The following is a 13,885-nucleotide window of genomic DNA, read 5'->3' on the forward strand; positions in this document are numbered from 1 at the left end:
TAATACGGCTGCGCCCGCTTTTGGGCGGGCGCAGCATCAGATCACTTGGCCGGGAGATTGAGCCGCAGATGCAGCTCCCGCAGCTGTTCGTTGCTGGGCGGCGTCGGCGCGCCCATCAGAAGGTCCTGCGCCTGCTGGTTCATCGGGAACAGCGACACTTCACGCAGGTTCTTTGCCCCCACCAGCAGCATGATGATGCGGTCCACACCAGCAGCCATGCCGCCATGGGGCGGTGCGCCATACTGGAAGGCACGGTAGAGGCCGCCGAAGCGCTCTTCCACATCCGCAGCGCTCAGGCCGACCTTCTCGAAGGCCTTGACCATCAGCTCCGGCGACTGGTTACGGATCGAGCCGGACGCAATCTCGAAGCCATTGCAGACCATGTCATACTGATAGGCCTTGATGGTGAGCGGGTCCTGGTTCTCCAGTGCCTCCATGCCGCCCTGCGGCATCGAGAAGGGGTTGTGGGCGAAGTCGAGCTTCTTCTCGTCCTCATTCCACTCATAGAACGGGAAGTCCACAATCCAGCACAGCTCGAACCGGTCGCGGTCCACGAGGTTCAGATCCTCGCCCGCACGGGTGCGTGCTTCACCGGCAAACTTGTAGAACTTCGCCGGGTCGCCTGCGACGAAGAAGGCGGCATCACCGTCCTCAAGGCCGAGCTGCTGGCGGATCGCTTCGGTGCGCTCCTCGCCGATGTTCTTGGCAATGGGGCCTGCGCCTTCCAGCACATCGCCTTCCTTGCGCCAGAAGATATAGCCGAGGCCCGGCTGGCCCTGTCCCTGCGCCCAGGAGTTCATCCGGTCACAGAAAGCACGGCTGCCGCCGGTCTTGGCCGGAATGGCCCAGACCTGGTTGCGCTCGTCTTCCAGCATGCGTGCGAAAATCTTGAAGCCTGAGCCACGGAAATGGTCAGACACTTCCTGCATGACAATCGGGTTGCGCAGGTCCGGCTTGTCGGAGCCGTACATGCGGATCGAGATCGTCATAGGCGATGCGGCGGAAGGTCTGCGTCACCGGCTTGCCTTCGGCAAACTCCTCGAAGATGCCGCGGATCACCGGTTCCATGGTGGTCCACACGTCTTCCTGCGTGACGAAGCTCATCTCGAGGTCGAGCTGGTAGAACTCGCCCGGCAGGCGGTCAGCGCGCGGGTCCTCATCGCGGAAGCAAGGAGCAATCTGGAAATAGCGGTCGAAGCCCGCCATCATCAGAAGCTGCTTGTACTGCTGCGGTGCTTGCGGCAGCGCGTAGAAGGTGCCCGGATGAATGCGGCTCGGCACCAGGAAGTCACGCGCGCCTTCCGGCGAGGAGGCAGTCAGGATCGGCGTCGAATATTCGGTGAAGCCACCCTGAGTCATTTCGCGGCGCATGGCGGCGATGATCTGTGTGCGCTTGACGATGTTCTTGTGCAGCGTCTCGCGGCGCAGATCGAGGAAGCGGTAGGTCAGGCGGACGTCTTCGGGATACTCCTGCTCACCGAACACCGGCAGCGGCAGCTCCTTGGCAGCGCCCAGCACTTCCATATCGCGGATGAACAGCTCGATCTCGCCAGTCGGCAGACCGGAATTCACCGTCTCGGCCGTGCGGGCCTTCACTTCGCCGTCGATGCGGATGCACCATTCGGAACGGACGGTTTCAGCCAGTTTGAAGGCGGCGCTGTCAGGGTCAACCACGCACTGGGTGATGCCGTAATGGTCACGCAGGTCGATGAAAAGAAGCCCGCCATGATCGCGCACGCGGTGAACCCAGCCCGACAGGCGAACGGTTTCCCCAACGTGGCTCGCGCGCAATTGGCCGCAAGTGTGGCTCCGGTAGCGGTGCATGCAGTCCTCGACAATCTCGGCAATGAACAGGTGGCGCGCCCCGCAAAAGGGCACGCAATCGTTCGTGCGACAAACTACTTTGTGCTGCCAAAGTCAAGACGCAGGCGGGTTTCCTCCCCGCGCCGCGCCTTTGCCTGCCTGAAGCTCCGGGGAAGAACGGACGGACCAATCACTTTCCGTGAAGTGGCCATTCACGGCTTGAACTGTTTTCACCGGCGGACGCAAGGTAAAACAGGATAGAAGAGAACTTCAGGCAGCATAAGGCCTTGAGTCGGTGCCTCCGGACACCGCAACGGGCCAGCGGAACAAGAAGCGCACGCATGCGCCCTCCGCCACGTCAACGCCCCTTCCAGAGAAACCGATGTCAACGATCCGTCCGCTCATCCCCCTTCTCGCCACGGCCGGCATTCTCATCGGCGGCAACGGCCTGCAGGGAACCTTCATCTCGCTGCGCGCGCTGGAGGAAGGCTTTTCACCACAGACCATCGGCGTCATCGGCACGGGCTACAACATCGGCTTTGCCGTGGGCTGCATCTACATCACGCGGATCATCCGCGCCATCGGGCACATCCGCGCCTTTTGCGCCCTGGCTGCGATTGCTGCCGCCGCTTCCATGCTGATGCTGCTCTACATTGCACCCCTGCCCTGGTTCCTGATGCGTCTCGTTCAGGGCCTTTGCATTGCCGGGCTCTTTGCGGTGGTGGAAAGCTGGCTGAATGCCCGGGTGACCAACGCCAACCGCGCCCGGACCCTCTCCATTTACCGCTTTGTGGATCTGGGCGCCGTTACGCTTGGGCAGTACATCATCCCGGCGGTCGGGGTCAGCGGCTTCGAGCTCTTCGTCATAATCGCCATGACGCTGACGCTCTCGCTGGTGCCAATCTCCCTTACGGACCGCACCAGTCCGGCAGTTCCGGAGCATGTGCGCTTCGATGTGCGGGTGCTGTGGAAGGTGTCGCCACTGGCGACAATCGGCTGCATCGTCGTCGGTTTCACCAACGCCAGCTTCCGCTCGCTTGGCCCCGTCTATGCCGATGGTATCGGCATGGACGTCACAGCCATCGCCACATTCATGAGCGCGGGCATCTTTGCCGGCGTGGTTCTGCAATATCCGCTGGGGCACTATTCGGACAAGCTGGACCGGCGGCTGATCATCCTGATCGCCACCTTTGGCTCCTTCGTCTCCGGCATCTTCCTGGCACAGGTAGCTGGCGATAGCATCTGGCTCAATTATCTGGGCATCTTCGCCTTCGGCGCCTTTGCCATGCCGCTTTATTCGCTTTGCTCTGCGCATGCCAATGACCACGCGGCGCCTGGCCAGCATGCGCTCATCTCGGCTGGAACCCTGTTCTTCTGGTCAGTCGGAGCCATCGCCGGGCCGCTCTTTGCCTCGATGCTGATGGGCCGCTACGGACCGCATTCCCTCTTCTGGTACACAGCCGCCGTGCAGGGACTGTTCATGATCTACACGGTGATGCGGATGATGCAGCGCGAAGGCGTTCCGGCAGAAGACCGCCGCAGTCGTTTCCGCTCCCTGCTGCGCACCTCAGCCTTCTTTGCCAAGTTGGCGGGATCGGGAAACGCGAAGGAAAAGCCCTGAGGGCGCATTACGCACAGGATATCAATCCAGCGCCTGAATGAGCGGGTGCCATTGCGCCAGAACGTCAGCAGGAGCCGCAGGCGGATCAAAAACACTGGTTCCACCGGCAGCATGGCGGGCATAGATCACCCGGTCGGAAATTTCCGTCAGCAGCGGATAACCTGCCTCCAGCGTCTGCTGTTGCAGGAGCATTTGATCCGCGCGGCTGCGCCGGACCCTGTTGGCCACTACAAGAATCTCCGCCTTGCCCTTGCGGATGCGTTTCATGTCTGCGAGCCGCCTGAGAAACGCTGCCGTTGCATCCCAGTCGAAGGCGGAGGGCATCACCGGAACCACAATATCATCCGCTTCGCCCACCAGTTCCTTTGCCTTCTCGCCCCGCAGACCGCCGGGACCGTCGATGAAGACAAAGCCATGGCTGAAGGACGGCATGTCATGCTGCCCCTTGCTCCAGTCGAGCCCATGGATCACCGGCAAGCCCTGCGCCCGCCGTTTCAGCCAGCCGAGCGAAGAGCGCTGGCGGTCGGCATCAGCAAGAAACACCCGCTCTCCCCTCACGGCGAAGGCGGCAGCCAATGTTGTGGCAAAGGAGGTCTTGCCGCAGCCGCCCTTGCTGTTGACGATGAGAATCCTGCGCATGAAGCTGTCCTCCGGGCGTGAGACTTGCGCAGGTGTTCCCCTCGCGCAACCCCGCAGCGCAACATTAAAAAGACTGTCTGTTTCATGGCGACAAAATGGCAAGTCTGCGGTATAGACCAGAGTTACCATGAATCTGATCACCACCACTTCTGACCTCGCCGACGCCTGCAAGCGCCTTGCTGCTCATGATTACGTGACTGTAGACACGGAATTCCTGCGCGAGACGACATTCTGGCCGAAGCTCTGCGTCATCCAGCTGGCTGGCCCGGATGATGCTTTCATCGTCGATGCATTGGCTACGGGGCTTGATCTTGCGCCCTTCTTCGAGCTGATGCGCGATCAGGCTGTCATCAAGGTCTTCCACGCCGCCCGGCAGGATATCGAGATTGTCTATCATCTCGGCGGACTGATCCCGACGCCTCTTTTCGACACACAGGTCGCGGCAATGGTCTGCGGCTTTGGCGACTCGGTCTCCTATGACCAGCTGGTGCAGCGCATCACCGGTGCGCGCATCGACAAATCCTCCCGCTTCACCGACTGGGCCCGCAGGCCTCTGACCCAGAAGCAGCTGGAATATGCGCTGGCGGATGTGACCTACCTGCGTGATGTCTATCTGTTCCTCAAGGCCAACCTTGCCGAGCAGAACCGGATCAACTGGGTCGGCGACGAGATGCAGGTGCTCTTGTCGGAAAGGACCTACCGCACCGAGCCGGAAGAGGCGTGGCAGCGCCTGAAGATGCGCGTGCGCAAGCCCATCGAACTTGCAGTCCTCATGGAAGTCGCCGCATGGCGCGAACGCGAGGCTCAGTCCCGAGACGTTCCGCGCTCCCGCGTGCTGAAGGACGATGCCATCTACGAGATTGCAGCCCAGCAGCCGGGCAATGCAGAGGCCCTCAGCCGCCTGCGCACCATCCCGCGCGGCTTCGAGCGTTCCAAGCAGGCAGAGGATATCCTCAAGGCCGTGAATGCTGCGATGAGCCTGCCCAAGGAAAAGCTCCCGAAGCTGCCCAAGGGCCGTCAGGCGCCCGATGGCTCCGCGGCTGCCGTGGACCTTCTGAAGGTGCTGCTGAAGCTCGTCAGCGAGCAGCAAGGCGTAGCCGCCAAGGTCATCGCCACCGTGGAAGATCTGGAACAGATCGCCGCCGATGATCAGGCTGATGTGCCCGCGCTGGAAGGCTGGCGTCGGGAAATGTTCGGTGAGATGGCCTTGAAGCTCAAGCGCGGCGAAATCGCCCTCGCCTTCGACGGCCGCCAGGTCGTGGCGCTGGATCAGCCAGCCAAGTCCAAGGCTGCGGCGGAGTAATCCGGCAGGCAGTCTGACTATTGAAAAAGCCCCCGGCGCCGAAAGGTTCCGGGGGCTTTTTTTGTTCCTGCAACTCGCCACCCGGCGTCGCCCTGGGCGGAGCGGAGCGCAGACCCGGGGTCTACTCGCTTGCAGAGCAGCGAAATGAACCGCGAAGGCGCGGCAGGCGCACGAGATTATCTATTTCTCACCTTCAGCAGATTTCGGAAACTCTCTGCAAATGAGTGGTCCCCGGCTCAAAGGCCGGGGCGACACTGCGGTGAGTGGCAAGGCAGAGCAAAAAACCACCGCCTCCATAGCCAGAATAGGAACAGTCAGAAACAATAGCCCCCGGAACCTTACGGCTCCGGGGGCCTCAAACTCAGCAGACCTTCAGGCCAATCAAGCTTTCAGGATAGAGCGGCCGGCGAAACGGGCCTGGGAGCCCAGTTCCTGCTCAATGCGCAGCAGCTGGTTGTACTTGGCAAGCCGGTCGGAACGGGCCAGCGAGCCGGTCTTGATCTGGCCGCAGTTGGTGGCAACGGCGAGGTCGGCAATGGTTGCGTCCTCGGTTTCGCCTGAACGGTGCGACATGACGGCGGTGTAACCAGCCTTATGGGCGGTTTCCACGGCATCCAGCGTCTCGGTCAGGGAGCCGATCTGGTTCACCTTCACGAGGATCGAGTTGGCGGTCGCGCTGGCGATGCCCTGGCGCAGACGGCTGGTGTTGGTCACGAACAGGTCGTCGCCCACCAGCTGCACGCGGTTGCCGCAGAGCTCGGTCACGGCCTTCCAGCCGGCCCAGTCGTCTTCGGCCATGCCATCTTCGATCGAGATGATCGGGTAGCGGGCCGAAAGATCAGCTAGGTAAGCCGCCATCTGGTCGGAGTCGAGCGTCTTGCCTTCACCGGCCAGAACGTACTTGCCGTCCTTGTAGAACTCGGTGGAAGCAGCGTCGAGCGCGAGGTAGATGTCCTCACCCGGCTTGTAACCGGCCTTCTCGATGGCCTTCATGACGAAGCCGATGGCAGCGTCGGTCGACTCGAGGTTCGGCGCAAAGCCGCCTTCGTCACCCACGTTGGTGTTGTGACCGGCGTCCTTCAGGGCCTTCTTCAGCGTGTGGAACACTTCCGCACCCATGCGCAGTGCCTCGGAGAAGTTCTCCGCGCCCACCGGCATGATCATGAATTCCTGGAAGTCGATCGGGTTGTCGGCATGGGCGCCGCCGTTGATGATGTTCATCATCGGAACCGGCAGCATGCGGGAAGCCGCGCCGCCAACGTAGCGGTAAAGCGGCAGGCCGGAGGACTGGGCAGCGGCCTTGGCAACGGCCAGCGACACGCCGAGGATGGCGTTGGCGCCGAGGCGGCCCTTGTTCGGGGTGCCGTCCAGCTCGATCATGGTCTGGTCGATGTGGATCTGGTCTTCGGCGTCGAGACCACCGATGGTGTCGAAGATTTCGCCGTTGACGGCATCGACGGCCTTCAGCACGCCCTTGCCCAGGTAACGCGCACCGCCGTCGCGCAGCTCGACTGCCTCATGCGCACCGGTCGAAGCACCGGAAGGTACGCCGGCGCGGCCAAAGGCACCGTCTTCCAGCAGAACGTCCACTTCGACGGTCGGGTTGCCGCGGCTGTCCAGAATTTCGCGCGCCGTGATATCGACAATGGCGGTCATTCGTATCTCCTTGAGATCAGCCCGGCCGGCCCTCCGGCACGGGCAATGTAGCTGCCAGACAGGCGTCCGGCCATTTCACAGCTGCAAGCAGCAGTCTCAGTGGACCGCCGCAGGAGCAAACTCAGGACTGCGCGGCAGCTTTCACCACGCGGTCAATGTCGCGCACCGTCTTCAGCAGCGCGCCAAGGTCCTTCAGAGGCACCATGTTCGGACCATCGGACGGTGCGTTGTCCGGGTCGTCATGGGTCTCGACAAAGAGCCCTGCGATGCCGGCAGCGGCTGCCGCCCGGGCAAGAACCGGCACCATGGTGCGGTCACCGCCCGACGAAGCGCCCTGCCCGCCCGGCTGCTGCACCGAGTGGGTGGCATCGAACACAACTGGCGCACCGGTACGCGCCATGATGGGAAGAGAGCGCATGTCCGTGACAAGCGTATTATAGCCGAAGGACGCGCCGCGCTCCGTCAGCAGCACATTCGGATTGCCGCTCTCGACGATCTTCGCCAGCACATTGGCCATGTCCCAGGGAGCCAGGAACTGGCCCTTCTTCACATTCACCGTCCGCCCGGTCTGGGCAGCAGCAACGAGAAGATCCGTCTGACGGCAGAGGAAGGCGGGGATCTGAAGGATATCAACAACTTCCGCAACCGGCGCGCACTGGGCCTCGTTGTGGATGTCGGTGATCACCGGCATGCCGAAGGTCTCGCGCACCTCGGCGAAAACCGGCAGGGCTTCCTTGAGCCCGATACCGCGCCTGCCCTTCAGAGAGGTGCGGTTTGCCTTGTCGAAGGAGCTTTTGAAGACAACGGGAATGCCGAGATTTCCGGCGATTTCCTTCACCGCCGCTGCCATCTCCAGCGCGTGGGCGCGGCTTTCCATCTGACAGGGACCGGCAATGAGAGAGAAAGGCGCGTCATTGCTGAACGTGACGTTGCCAACAACGACTTCCTTGTTCGGAGTCACCATGCGCAGATCATCCTTTGGGCGTAGGGGCCAACGGGGGTCTGCATACAGGCCTTTTGCCGCTGCCGCAACTGCGCAGAGCCGCAGGCAACCGCGTTTCGCATATGCGAAAAATTTGATATTCAGGCGGCGTTGCTTATATTCTTGCCATGTTTCGGCGTAAGCGTGAGCAACGCAAGACATATTGACCGGACCAACTGTCCACGTGTTTCAGGAGTATTTCATGAGCAGACCGATCCGCAAGGCCGTATTGCCGGTGGCAGGTCTCGGTACGCGTTTTCTCCCCGCGACCAAGGCCGTTCCGAAAGAGATGCTCACGATTGTTGACCGCCCGATCATCCAGCACGTGGTGGACGAAGCCCGCGCTGCCGGTATCGAGCACATTGTTTTCGTGACGGGCCGCAACAAGCACGTCATCGAAGATCACTTCGACATCAATTATGAGCTGGAAGACACCCTGCGCCGCCGCAACAAAGCCGCCGCGCTGGAACTTCTCGACAAGATTCGCCCGGATGCGGGCACCACAAGCTTTACCCGCCAGCAGGAGCCATTGGGTCTGGGCCATGCCATCTGGTGCGCCCGCGACATCATCGGGAATGAGCCCTTCGCCATTCTTCTGCCGGACGTGATCGTCAAGTCGCAGAAGAGCTGCCTCGCACAGATGGTTGACGTCTACAACGAGCGCGGCGGCAACGTCATCGCCGTTGAAGAAGTTCCGGAAGACCAGACCCATCAGTACGGTATCGTCAAGCTGGCGAATGGCCCGCGCAACCGCGCCATGCCAATCGAAGGCATGGTGGAAAAGCCGGCTCCGGGCACCTCTCCGTCGAACCTGATGATCACCGGCCGCTACATCCTTCAGCCGGAAATCTTCCAGCTGCTCTCCGACCAGGAGAAAGGTGCAGGCGGTGAGATCCAGCTGACCGACAGCATGATCAAACTGATGGAGAACCAGACCTTCACCTCGCTTCAGTTCGAGGGCCGGTCCTATGACTGCGGCTCCAAGATCGGCTTCATCGCCGCCAACATCGCCTTCGGCCTCGAACAGGCCGACATTTCGGGTGAGCTGATGACGATCATGTCCGACCTGACCCGCGCCAAGGCCGCCGAGTAAGCGGCACTCCGGAGACGGACGAGGTCAAGGGGCGGAGCGATCCGCCCCTTTTTGTGTCCAGAATCCGTCTCTTCCCAAAAACGTGACGAAACAGGCAGATCCCTTTTCCGGTTTATGGCGTAATCTTCTCATGTTCCCCACGTGAGGAGACGTGTCATGAACGCAGCAGCCAAGGGAGTGATGTGGGTTCTGGCAGGCAGTCTGGGTCTTTTCATAACGCCAGACCCTGCAGCGGTCAGGCTCGGGCCTCAGGCAGTCCACGCCGAAGAAGCCTCGGGCCTGGAGTTCCGGCAGCTGATCCAGCAGCAGATGCAGGCCTTCCGGCGCAATGACGCTGCAGGGGCCTTTTCGTTTGCGACGCCCGGATTGCAGAAGCAGTTCATGACGCCGGACATCTTCATCAACATGGTGAGGGAGGTCTACATGCCCGTCTACCGGCCAAAGAGCGTCAGCTTCGGCAAGCTGCGGCAGACGAAAGGCGGGCCCGTGCAGGAGGTCTTCGTCACCGGGCCAGATGGCGACGACTGGCTGGCGCTCTATTCCTTTGCAAAGCGTGAGGACGGCACCTGGGGTATCTCCGGCTGCATCCTGCGCAAGGACAAAGGTTTTCAGGCCTGAGGTATTCTTACGCCACTCCGGCACAAAATCCGAGGACTGGGGCGAGAGGATACAATCTGTCAAGCAGCGGAAGTGGGAGCGCGGCCGCAAGGCCTATGCTGCGTCACCCCGGGCGAAGCAAAGCGCCAGACCCGGGGCCTACTCGCTTGCAGAGCGTTAAGTTGTAGGGGCACAGGAAACGCATGAGGCCATCCGCGCTGCACTTCGGCCAGTTTGGCGGCAACTCTCTGCGAACAAGTGATCCCCGGCTCAAGGCCGGGGTGAAGCGGAGAGAATGGCCACGCCAGAACAAGACGGTGCTGTTGCAGGCAACAACACATCTCCGCGCGCCCTGACGGCTCGGGACTGTTTCAGCAGGCAGCGAACCACGCCATGCCCCCCTCACAGCGGCGGCAGGTCACCCTTGGCCCAGCCTTCCTTGACGCTGAGGCGGTGGTCCTCGAAACGGCAGGCCTCGATGGCATCGCGCATGCCCTGCATCAGCTGCTGATAATAGGCAAGGTTGTTCCAGGTCAGCAGCATGGCCGCCAGCCCCTCACCTGCCTTTACCAGATGATGCAGATAGGCGCGGGAGTAGTCGCGTGCGGCCGGGCAGTCGCTTTCCTCGTCCAGCGGGCGCGGATCATCCGCATGGCGGGCGTTCTTCAGGTTGATCTTGCCGCGGCGGGTAAAGGCGAGGCCATGGCGGCCGGCGCGGGTCGGCATCACGCAGTCGAACTGGTCGATGCCGCGGGCAACGCTTTCCAGGATATCGTCCGGCGTGCCGACGCCCATCAGATAGCGCGGCTTGTCCACCGGCATCACCGGTGTGGTGACTTCCAGCATGCGCAGCATCACTTCCTGCGGCTCGCCGACCGCAAGGCCGCCAACCGAATAGCCCTCGAACGGCATGGCCGCGAGGCTTTCCGCGGAGCGGATGCGCAGATGCGGCACGTCACCGCCCTGCACGATGCCATAGAGCCCCTGCCCTTTCTCAACGCCGCCCATAGCCTCGAACTTGGTACGGGAGCGCTCGGCCCAGCGGAGCGACAGCTCCATCGCCCGCTGCACTTCCTTTTCAGGTGCCGGCAGGCCGATGCATTCGTCCAGCTGCATCTGGATGTCGGAGCCGAGCAGCCCCTGGATTTCGACGGAGCGTTCCGGCGTCAGGTGATAGCGCTGGCCATCGATATGGCTCTGGAACTTGACGCCCGTCTCGTCCAGCTTGCGCAGCTGCGCCAGCGACATGACCTGAAAGCCGCCCGAGTCAGTCAGGATCGTGTGCGGCCACTTCATGAAGTGATGCAGGCCGCCGAGGCGTGCCACGCGCTCCGCACCGGGGCGCAGCATCAGGTGATAGGTGTTGCCCAGCACCACATCGGCGCCAAGCTCCCGCACCTGATCGGTGTACATAGCCTTGACGGTTGCCTGCGTGCCCACGGGCATGAAAGCTGGCGTGCGCACGAGGCCGTGCGGCGTGGTGATTTCCCCGCGCCGGGCCATGCCATCGGTGGCAATCAGGCGGAAGGAGAAACGCTGGGTGTCACCGGTCATCGGTCGATCTCATCCTGGGCAGCGACGCTTCCGGCAGCGGGAAACAGCAACGAGCTGTCACCATAGCTGTAGAACCGGTAGCCATCGGCAATCGCATGGGCATAGGCCGCGCGCATGGTTTCAAGGCCGCTGAGGGCGGAAACCAGCATGAACAGCGTCGAACGCGGCAGGTGGAAATTGGTCATCAACGCATCAACGGCGCGGAAGCGGTAACCCGGCGTGATGAAGATGCGGGTCTCACCCCGGAAGGCGGCAAGCCCGCCGGGCGCTTGCGCGGCGCTCTCCAGAATGCGCAGCGAAGTGGTGCCCACGGCAACCACCTTGTTCCCCCGCGCGCGCACGGCCTTCAGCGCCGCAGCCGTTTCACCGGAAATCTCGCCCCACTCGGCGTGCATCTCGTGCTCGTCCGTGTCGTCGGCCTTCACCGGGAGAAAGGTGCCAGCGCCCACATGCAGCGTCACCGTGTGGCGCTCGATGCCGCGTGCATTCAGCATCTCGAACAGGCGCGGCGTGAAATGGAGACCCGCAGTCGGCGCGGCAACGGCGCCTTCCTTCTCCGCATAGATCGTCTGATAGTCTTCCCGGTCCTGCGCATCCTCGCCGCGCTTGGCCGCAATATAGGGCGGCAGCGGAATGTGGCCGGTGGCGTGGATAGCGGCGTCGAGATCAGGACCTGAAAGATCGAAGACGAAGAGGACTTCGCCCGTGTCTTTCTTTTCCGCAACGGTCGCGTCCAGAACGCCGGCCATGCAGGCCATGCCTTCACTTGCCAAACCGAAGCGCACCCGGTCGCCGGGTACCAGCTTCTTGGCCGGGCGCACGAAGGCCCACCAGCGGTCGGCACCGGCGCGCAGATGCAGCGTGGCACCGATGGTGGCGATCGCATCGCCGCGCTGGCGCGTGCCTTCCAGCTGCGCCGGGATAACCTTGGTGTTGTTGAAGACAAGCGCATCGCCGGGCTGCAACAGCGCGGGCAGATCGAGAACGCCGCGATCGTCCAGAACAGGCTCGCCTTGCGGACGCACCAGCAGCATGCGTGCCGCATCACGCGGCCGGGCGGGCCTCAGGGCGATACGCTCGGGCGGCAGATCGAAGTCGAAATCGTCAACACGCATGGGTTCGGGGTCCGGGACGTTATGTGCTTGCTTGCGGATGCTGTGTGACCGTCAGAGATCCCAGCTCCGGTTCTGAAACACCAGCCGGTGACCGTCGGGATCCTCAAATGTCATGCCCGCTTCAGCCCAATAGGGATTTTCCGGCGGCACAGGCTGATAGCCGCTTGCCTGCATCCGGTCAACGCTGCTGCGCCATTCGAGCCTGTCAGGCACATAAAGCACGAGCAGGCTCTCCTTGTCCGTGCAGCGCGGCACTGTCAGTCCGTCCCGGACGAAAAGCGCAAGGTGCCAGGGCGCATGCTCCGCACCGGCGATCAGGCCGCTGTAGCCCGCGTTGCCGGAAAACCGGGTCAGCACCGAAAGACCGGCCGCATCGCAGTAGAAATGCTCAAGGGCAGCAAGATTGCTTGCTGCCCTTGCAATTCTCAGCACCGGATAAGAAGACGGTGCCCCGGTCATATCAGGCGTCCGCCGCGACCTTCAGCGAAACGATGCTGTCCGGGTCACGGACCGGCTCGCCGCGCTTGATCTGGTCGATGTTTTCCATGCCGGAAATCACCTCGCCCCAGACGGTGTACTGGCCGTCGAGCCAGGGCGCGTCGGTGAAGCAGATGAAGAACTGGCTGTCGCCGGAGTTCGGGTCCATGGCGCGGGCCATGGAGCAGGTGCCGCGCTTGTGCTTCTCCTTGGAGAATTCAGCCTTCAGCTTCTTGCCCGAACCGCCGGTGCCGGTGCCATGCGGGCAGCCGGTCTGGGCCATGAAGCCCTCGATCACGCGGTGGAAGACGATGCCGTTGTAAAAGCCCTCGCGGACGAGTTCCTTGATGCGGGCCACATGGGTCGGCGCAAGGTCCGGACGCATTTCAATGACCACGGCTCCCTTGGTCGTTTCCATCAGGAGCGTGTTTTCGCTGTCCTTGTAGTCTGCCACTTGGATCTCCAGTTCGGATGCTTGTGTATGGACGGGTTTTAGCCTGCACAGCGCCGCGGTCAACCCGCGTCGGCGGCAACCGTCATCTTGATGATCTTGTCCGGGTTGGCGGGCGGCTCGCCCTTGGCAATCTTGTCGACGAATTCCATGCCCTCGACCACTTCGCCCCAGACCGTGTACTTGCCGTTCAGCCAGTCGCCATCGGCAAACATGATGAAGAACTGCGAATTGGCGCTGTCCGGCGAGGCGGCGCGGGCCATGCCGAGCGTGCCGCGCTTGAACGGCGCATTGGAGAACTCAGCCGCCAGATCAGCCTCTTCCGAGCCGCCCATGCCGGTGCCGGTGGGATCGCCCGTCTGGGCCATGAAGCCGTCGATGACGCGGTGGAAGACCTGACCATCATAGAAGCCTGCGCGGGTCAGCTTCTTGATTCGCTTCACATGTTCGGGCGCAAGGTCCGGACGCAGGCGGATGACGACGCGGCCATCCTTCAGGTCCAGATAGAGGGTGTTTTCCTTGTCGAGCGTCTGCGCCTGCGGCACCGCGGGGGCGAGGACGAGCGACATGATGACCGCAAGGCATGCAAAAATG

General features: G+C 62.4%; 12 protein-coding genes and 1 pseudogene. 4 read left to right on the forward strand and 9 right to left on the reverse strand.

Translation table 11 applies throughout. The annotated features are described in order from the left end of the window. Nucleotides 1-41 precede the first annotated feature (41 nt). Nucleotides 42-1,824, reverse strand: a pseudogene (gene aspS / locus ACQB61_RS08680) (aspartate--tRNA ligase). A gap of 361 nt (nucleotides 1,825-2,185) precedes the next feature. Here aspS and ACQB61_RS08685 point away from each other — a divergent pair. Beyond that, nucleotides 2,186-3,424: an MFS transporter gene (locus ACQB61_RS08685; protein WP_430512305.1), complete on the forward strand. Its 1,239-nt coding sequence runs from the start codon at nucleotides 2,186-2,188 to the stop codon at nucleotides 3,422-3,424. A gap of 21 nt (nucleotides 3,425-3,445) precedes the next feature. Here ACQB61_RS08685 and ACQB61_RS08690 read toward each other — a convergent pair whose 3' ends face one another. Next, a complete protein-coding gene (locus ACQB61_RS08690) occupies nucleotides 3,446-4,063 on the reverse strand; it encodes an AAA family ATPase (protein ID WP_430512306.1) in 618 nt (205 codons plus the stop codon). Nucleotides 4,064-4,190: 127 nt separating this feature from the next. Between ACQB61_RS08690 and rnd the strand changes: the two genes are divergently transcribed. Next, entirely contained in the window at nucleotides 4,191-5,366 is a 1,176-nt protein-coding gene (gene rnd / locus ACQB61_RS08695; protein ID WP_430512307.1) for a ribonuclease D, read from the forward strand. Nucleotides 5,367-5,747: 381 nt separating this feature from the next. Here the strand turns inward: rnd and eno are convergent, their stop codons facing one another. Both eno and kdsA read right to left on the reverse strand, forming a co-directional pair. Then, nucleotides 5,748-7,022, reverse strand: coding sequence for a phosphopyruvate hydratase (gene eno, locus ACQB61_RS08700; protein WP_430512308.1), 1,275 nt, complete (start codon nucleotides 7,020-7,022; stop codon nucleotides 5,748-5,750). Between the two features lie 121 nt (nucleotides 7,023-7,143). Then, nucleotides 7,144-7,986 carry a 3-deoxy-8-phosphooctulonate synthase gene (gene kdsA / locus ACQB61_RS08705; protein ID WP_430512309.1) on the reverse strand — a complete coding sequence of 281 codons (843 nt, stop codon included), beginning with the start codon at nucleotides 7,984-7,986 and terminating at the stop codon, nucleotides 7,144-7,146. Between the two features lie 220 nt (nucleotides 7,987-8,206). On the opposite strand from kdsA, the gene galU reads away from it, so the two are divergent. Both galU and ACQB61_RS08715 read left to right on the forward strand, forming a co-directional pair. Beyond that, the gene (gene galU / locus ACQB61_RS08710) at nucleotides 8,207-9,097 is read left to right on the forward strand and encodes a UTP--glucose-1-phosphate uridylyltransferase GalU (RefSeq protein ID WP_430512310.1); all 891 of its coding nucleotides are present in this window, start codon (nucleotides 8,207-8,209) and stop codon (nucleotides 9,095-9,097) included. Nucleotides 9,098-9,253: 156 nt separating this feature from the next. Then, a complete protein-coding gene (locus tag ACQB61_RS08715) occupies nucleotides 9,254-9,715 on the forward strand; it encodes a DUF4864 domain-containing protein (protein ID WP_430512311.1) in 462 nt (153 codons plus the stop codon). 381 nt (nucleotides 9,716-10,096) lie between these two features. Here the strand turns inward: ACQB61_RS08715 and tgt are convergent, their stop codons facing one another. From tgt to ACQB61_RS08740, 5 genes are all read right to left on the reverse strand, one after another. Further along, nucleotides 10,097-11,248 carry a tRNA guanosine(34) transglycosylase Tgt gene (tgt, locus tag ACQB61_RS08720; RefSeq protein ID WP_430512312.1) on the reverse strand — a complete coding sequence of 384 codons (1,152 nt, stop codon included), beginning with the start codon at nucleotides 11,246-11,248 and terminating at the stop codon, nucleotides 10,097-10,099. Further along, nucleotides 11,245-12,363, reverse strand: a complete 1,119-nt coding sequence (gene queA / locus ACQB61_RS08725) for a tRNA preQ1(34) S-adenosylmethionine ribosyltransferase-isomerase QueA (RefSeq protein WP_430512313.1) — start codon at nucleotides 12,361-12,363, stop codon at nucleotides 11,245-11,247. Before queA ends, tgt begins: the two co-directional genes overlap by 4 nt. Nucleotides 12,364-12,414: 51 nt before the next feature. Then, nucleotides 12,415-12,822 carry a VOC family protein gene (locus tag ACQB61_RS08730; protein WP_430512314.1) on the reverse strand — a complete coding sequence of 136 codons (408 nt, stop codon included), beginning with the start codon at nucleotides 12,820-12,822 and terminating at the stop codon, nucleotides 12,415-12,417. Between the two features lies 1 nt (nucleotide 12,823). After that, nucleotides 12,824-13,258 (reverse strand): peptidylprolyl isomerase, encoded by a 435-nt coding sequence (locus tag ACQB61_RS08735; RefSeq protein ID WP_425498656.1) that lies wholly within the window; start codon nucleotides 13,256-13,258, stop codon nucleotides 12,824-12,826. Between the two features lie 95 nt (nucleotides 13,259-13,353). Then, nucleotides 13,354-13,860 carry a peptidylprolyl isomerase gene (locus tag ACQB61_RS08740; protein ID WP_430514330.1) on the reverse strand — a complete coding sequence of 169 codons (507 nt, stop codon included), beginning with the start codon at nucleotides 13,858-13,860 and terminating at the stop codon, nucleotides 13,354-13,356. Nucleotides 13,861-13,885 lie beyond the last annotated feature (25 nt).

Origin of the sequence: Pannonibacter phragmitetus (genome assembly GCF_050510895.1) — a bacterium.
In the GTDB taxonomy this organism is placed as follows: Bacteria; Pseudomonadota; Alphaproteobacteria; order Rhizobiales; family Stappiaceae; genus Pannonibacter; species Pannonibacter phragmitetus_B.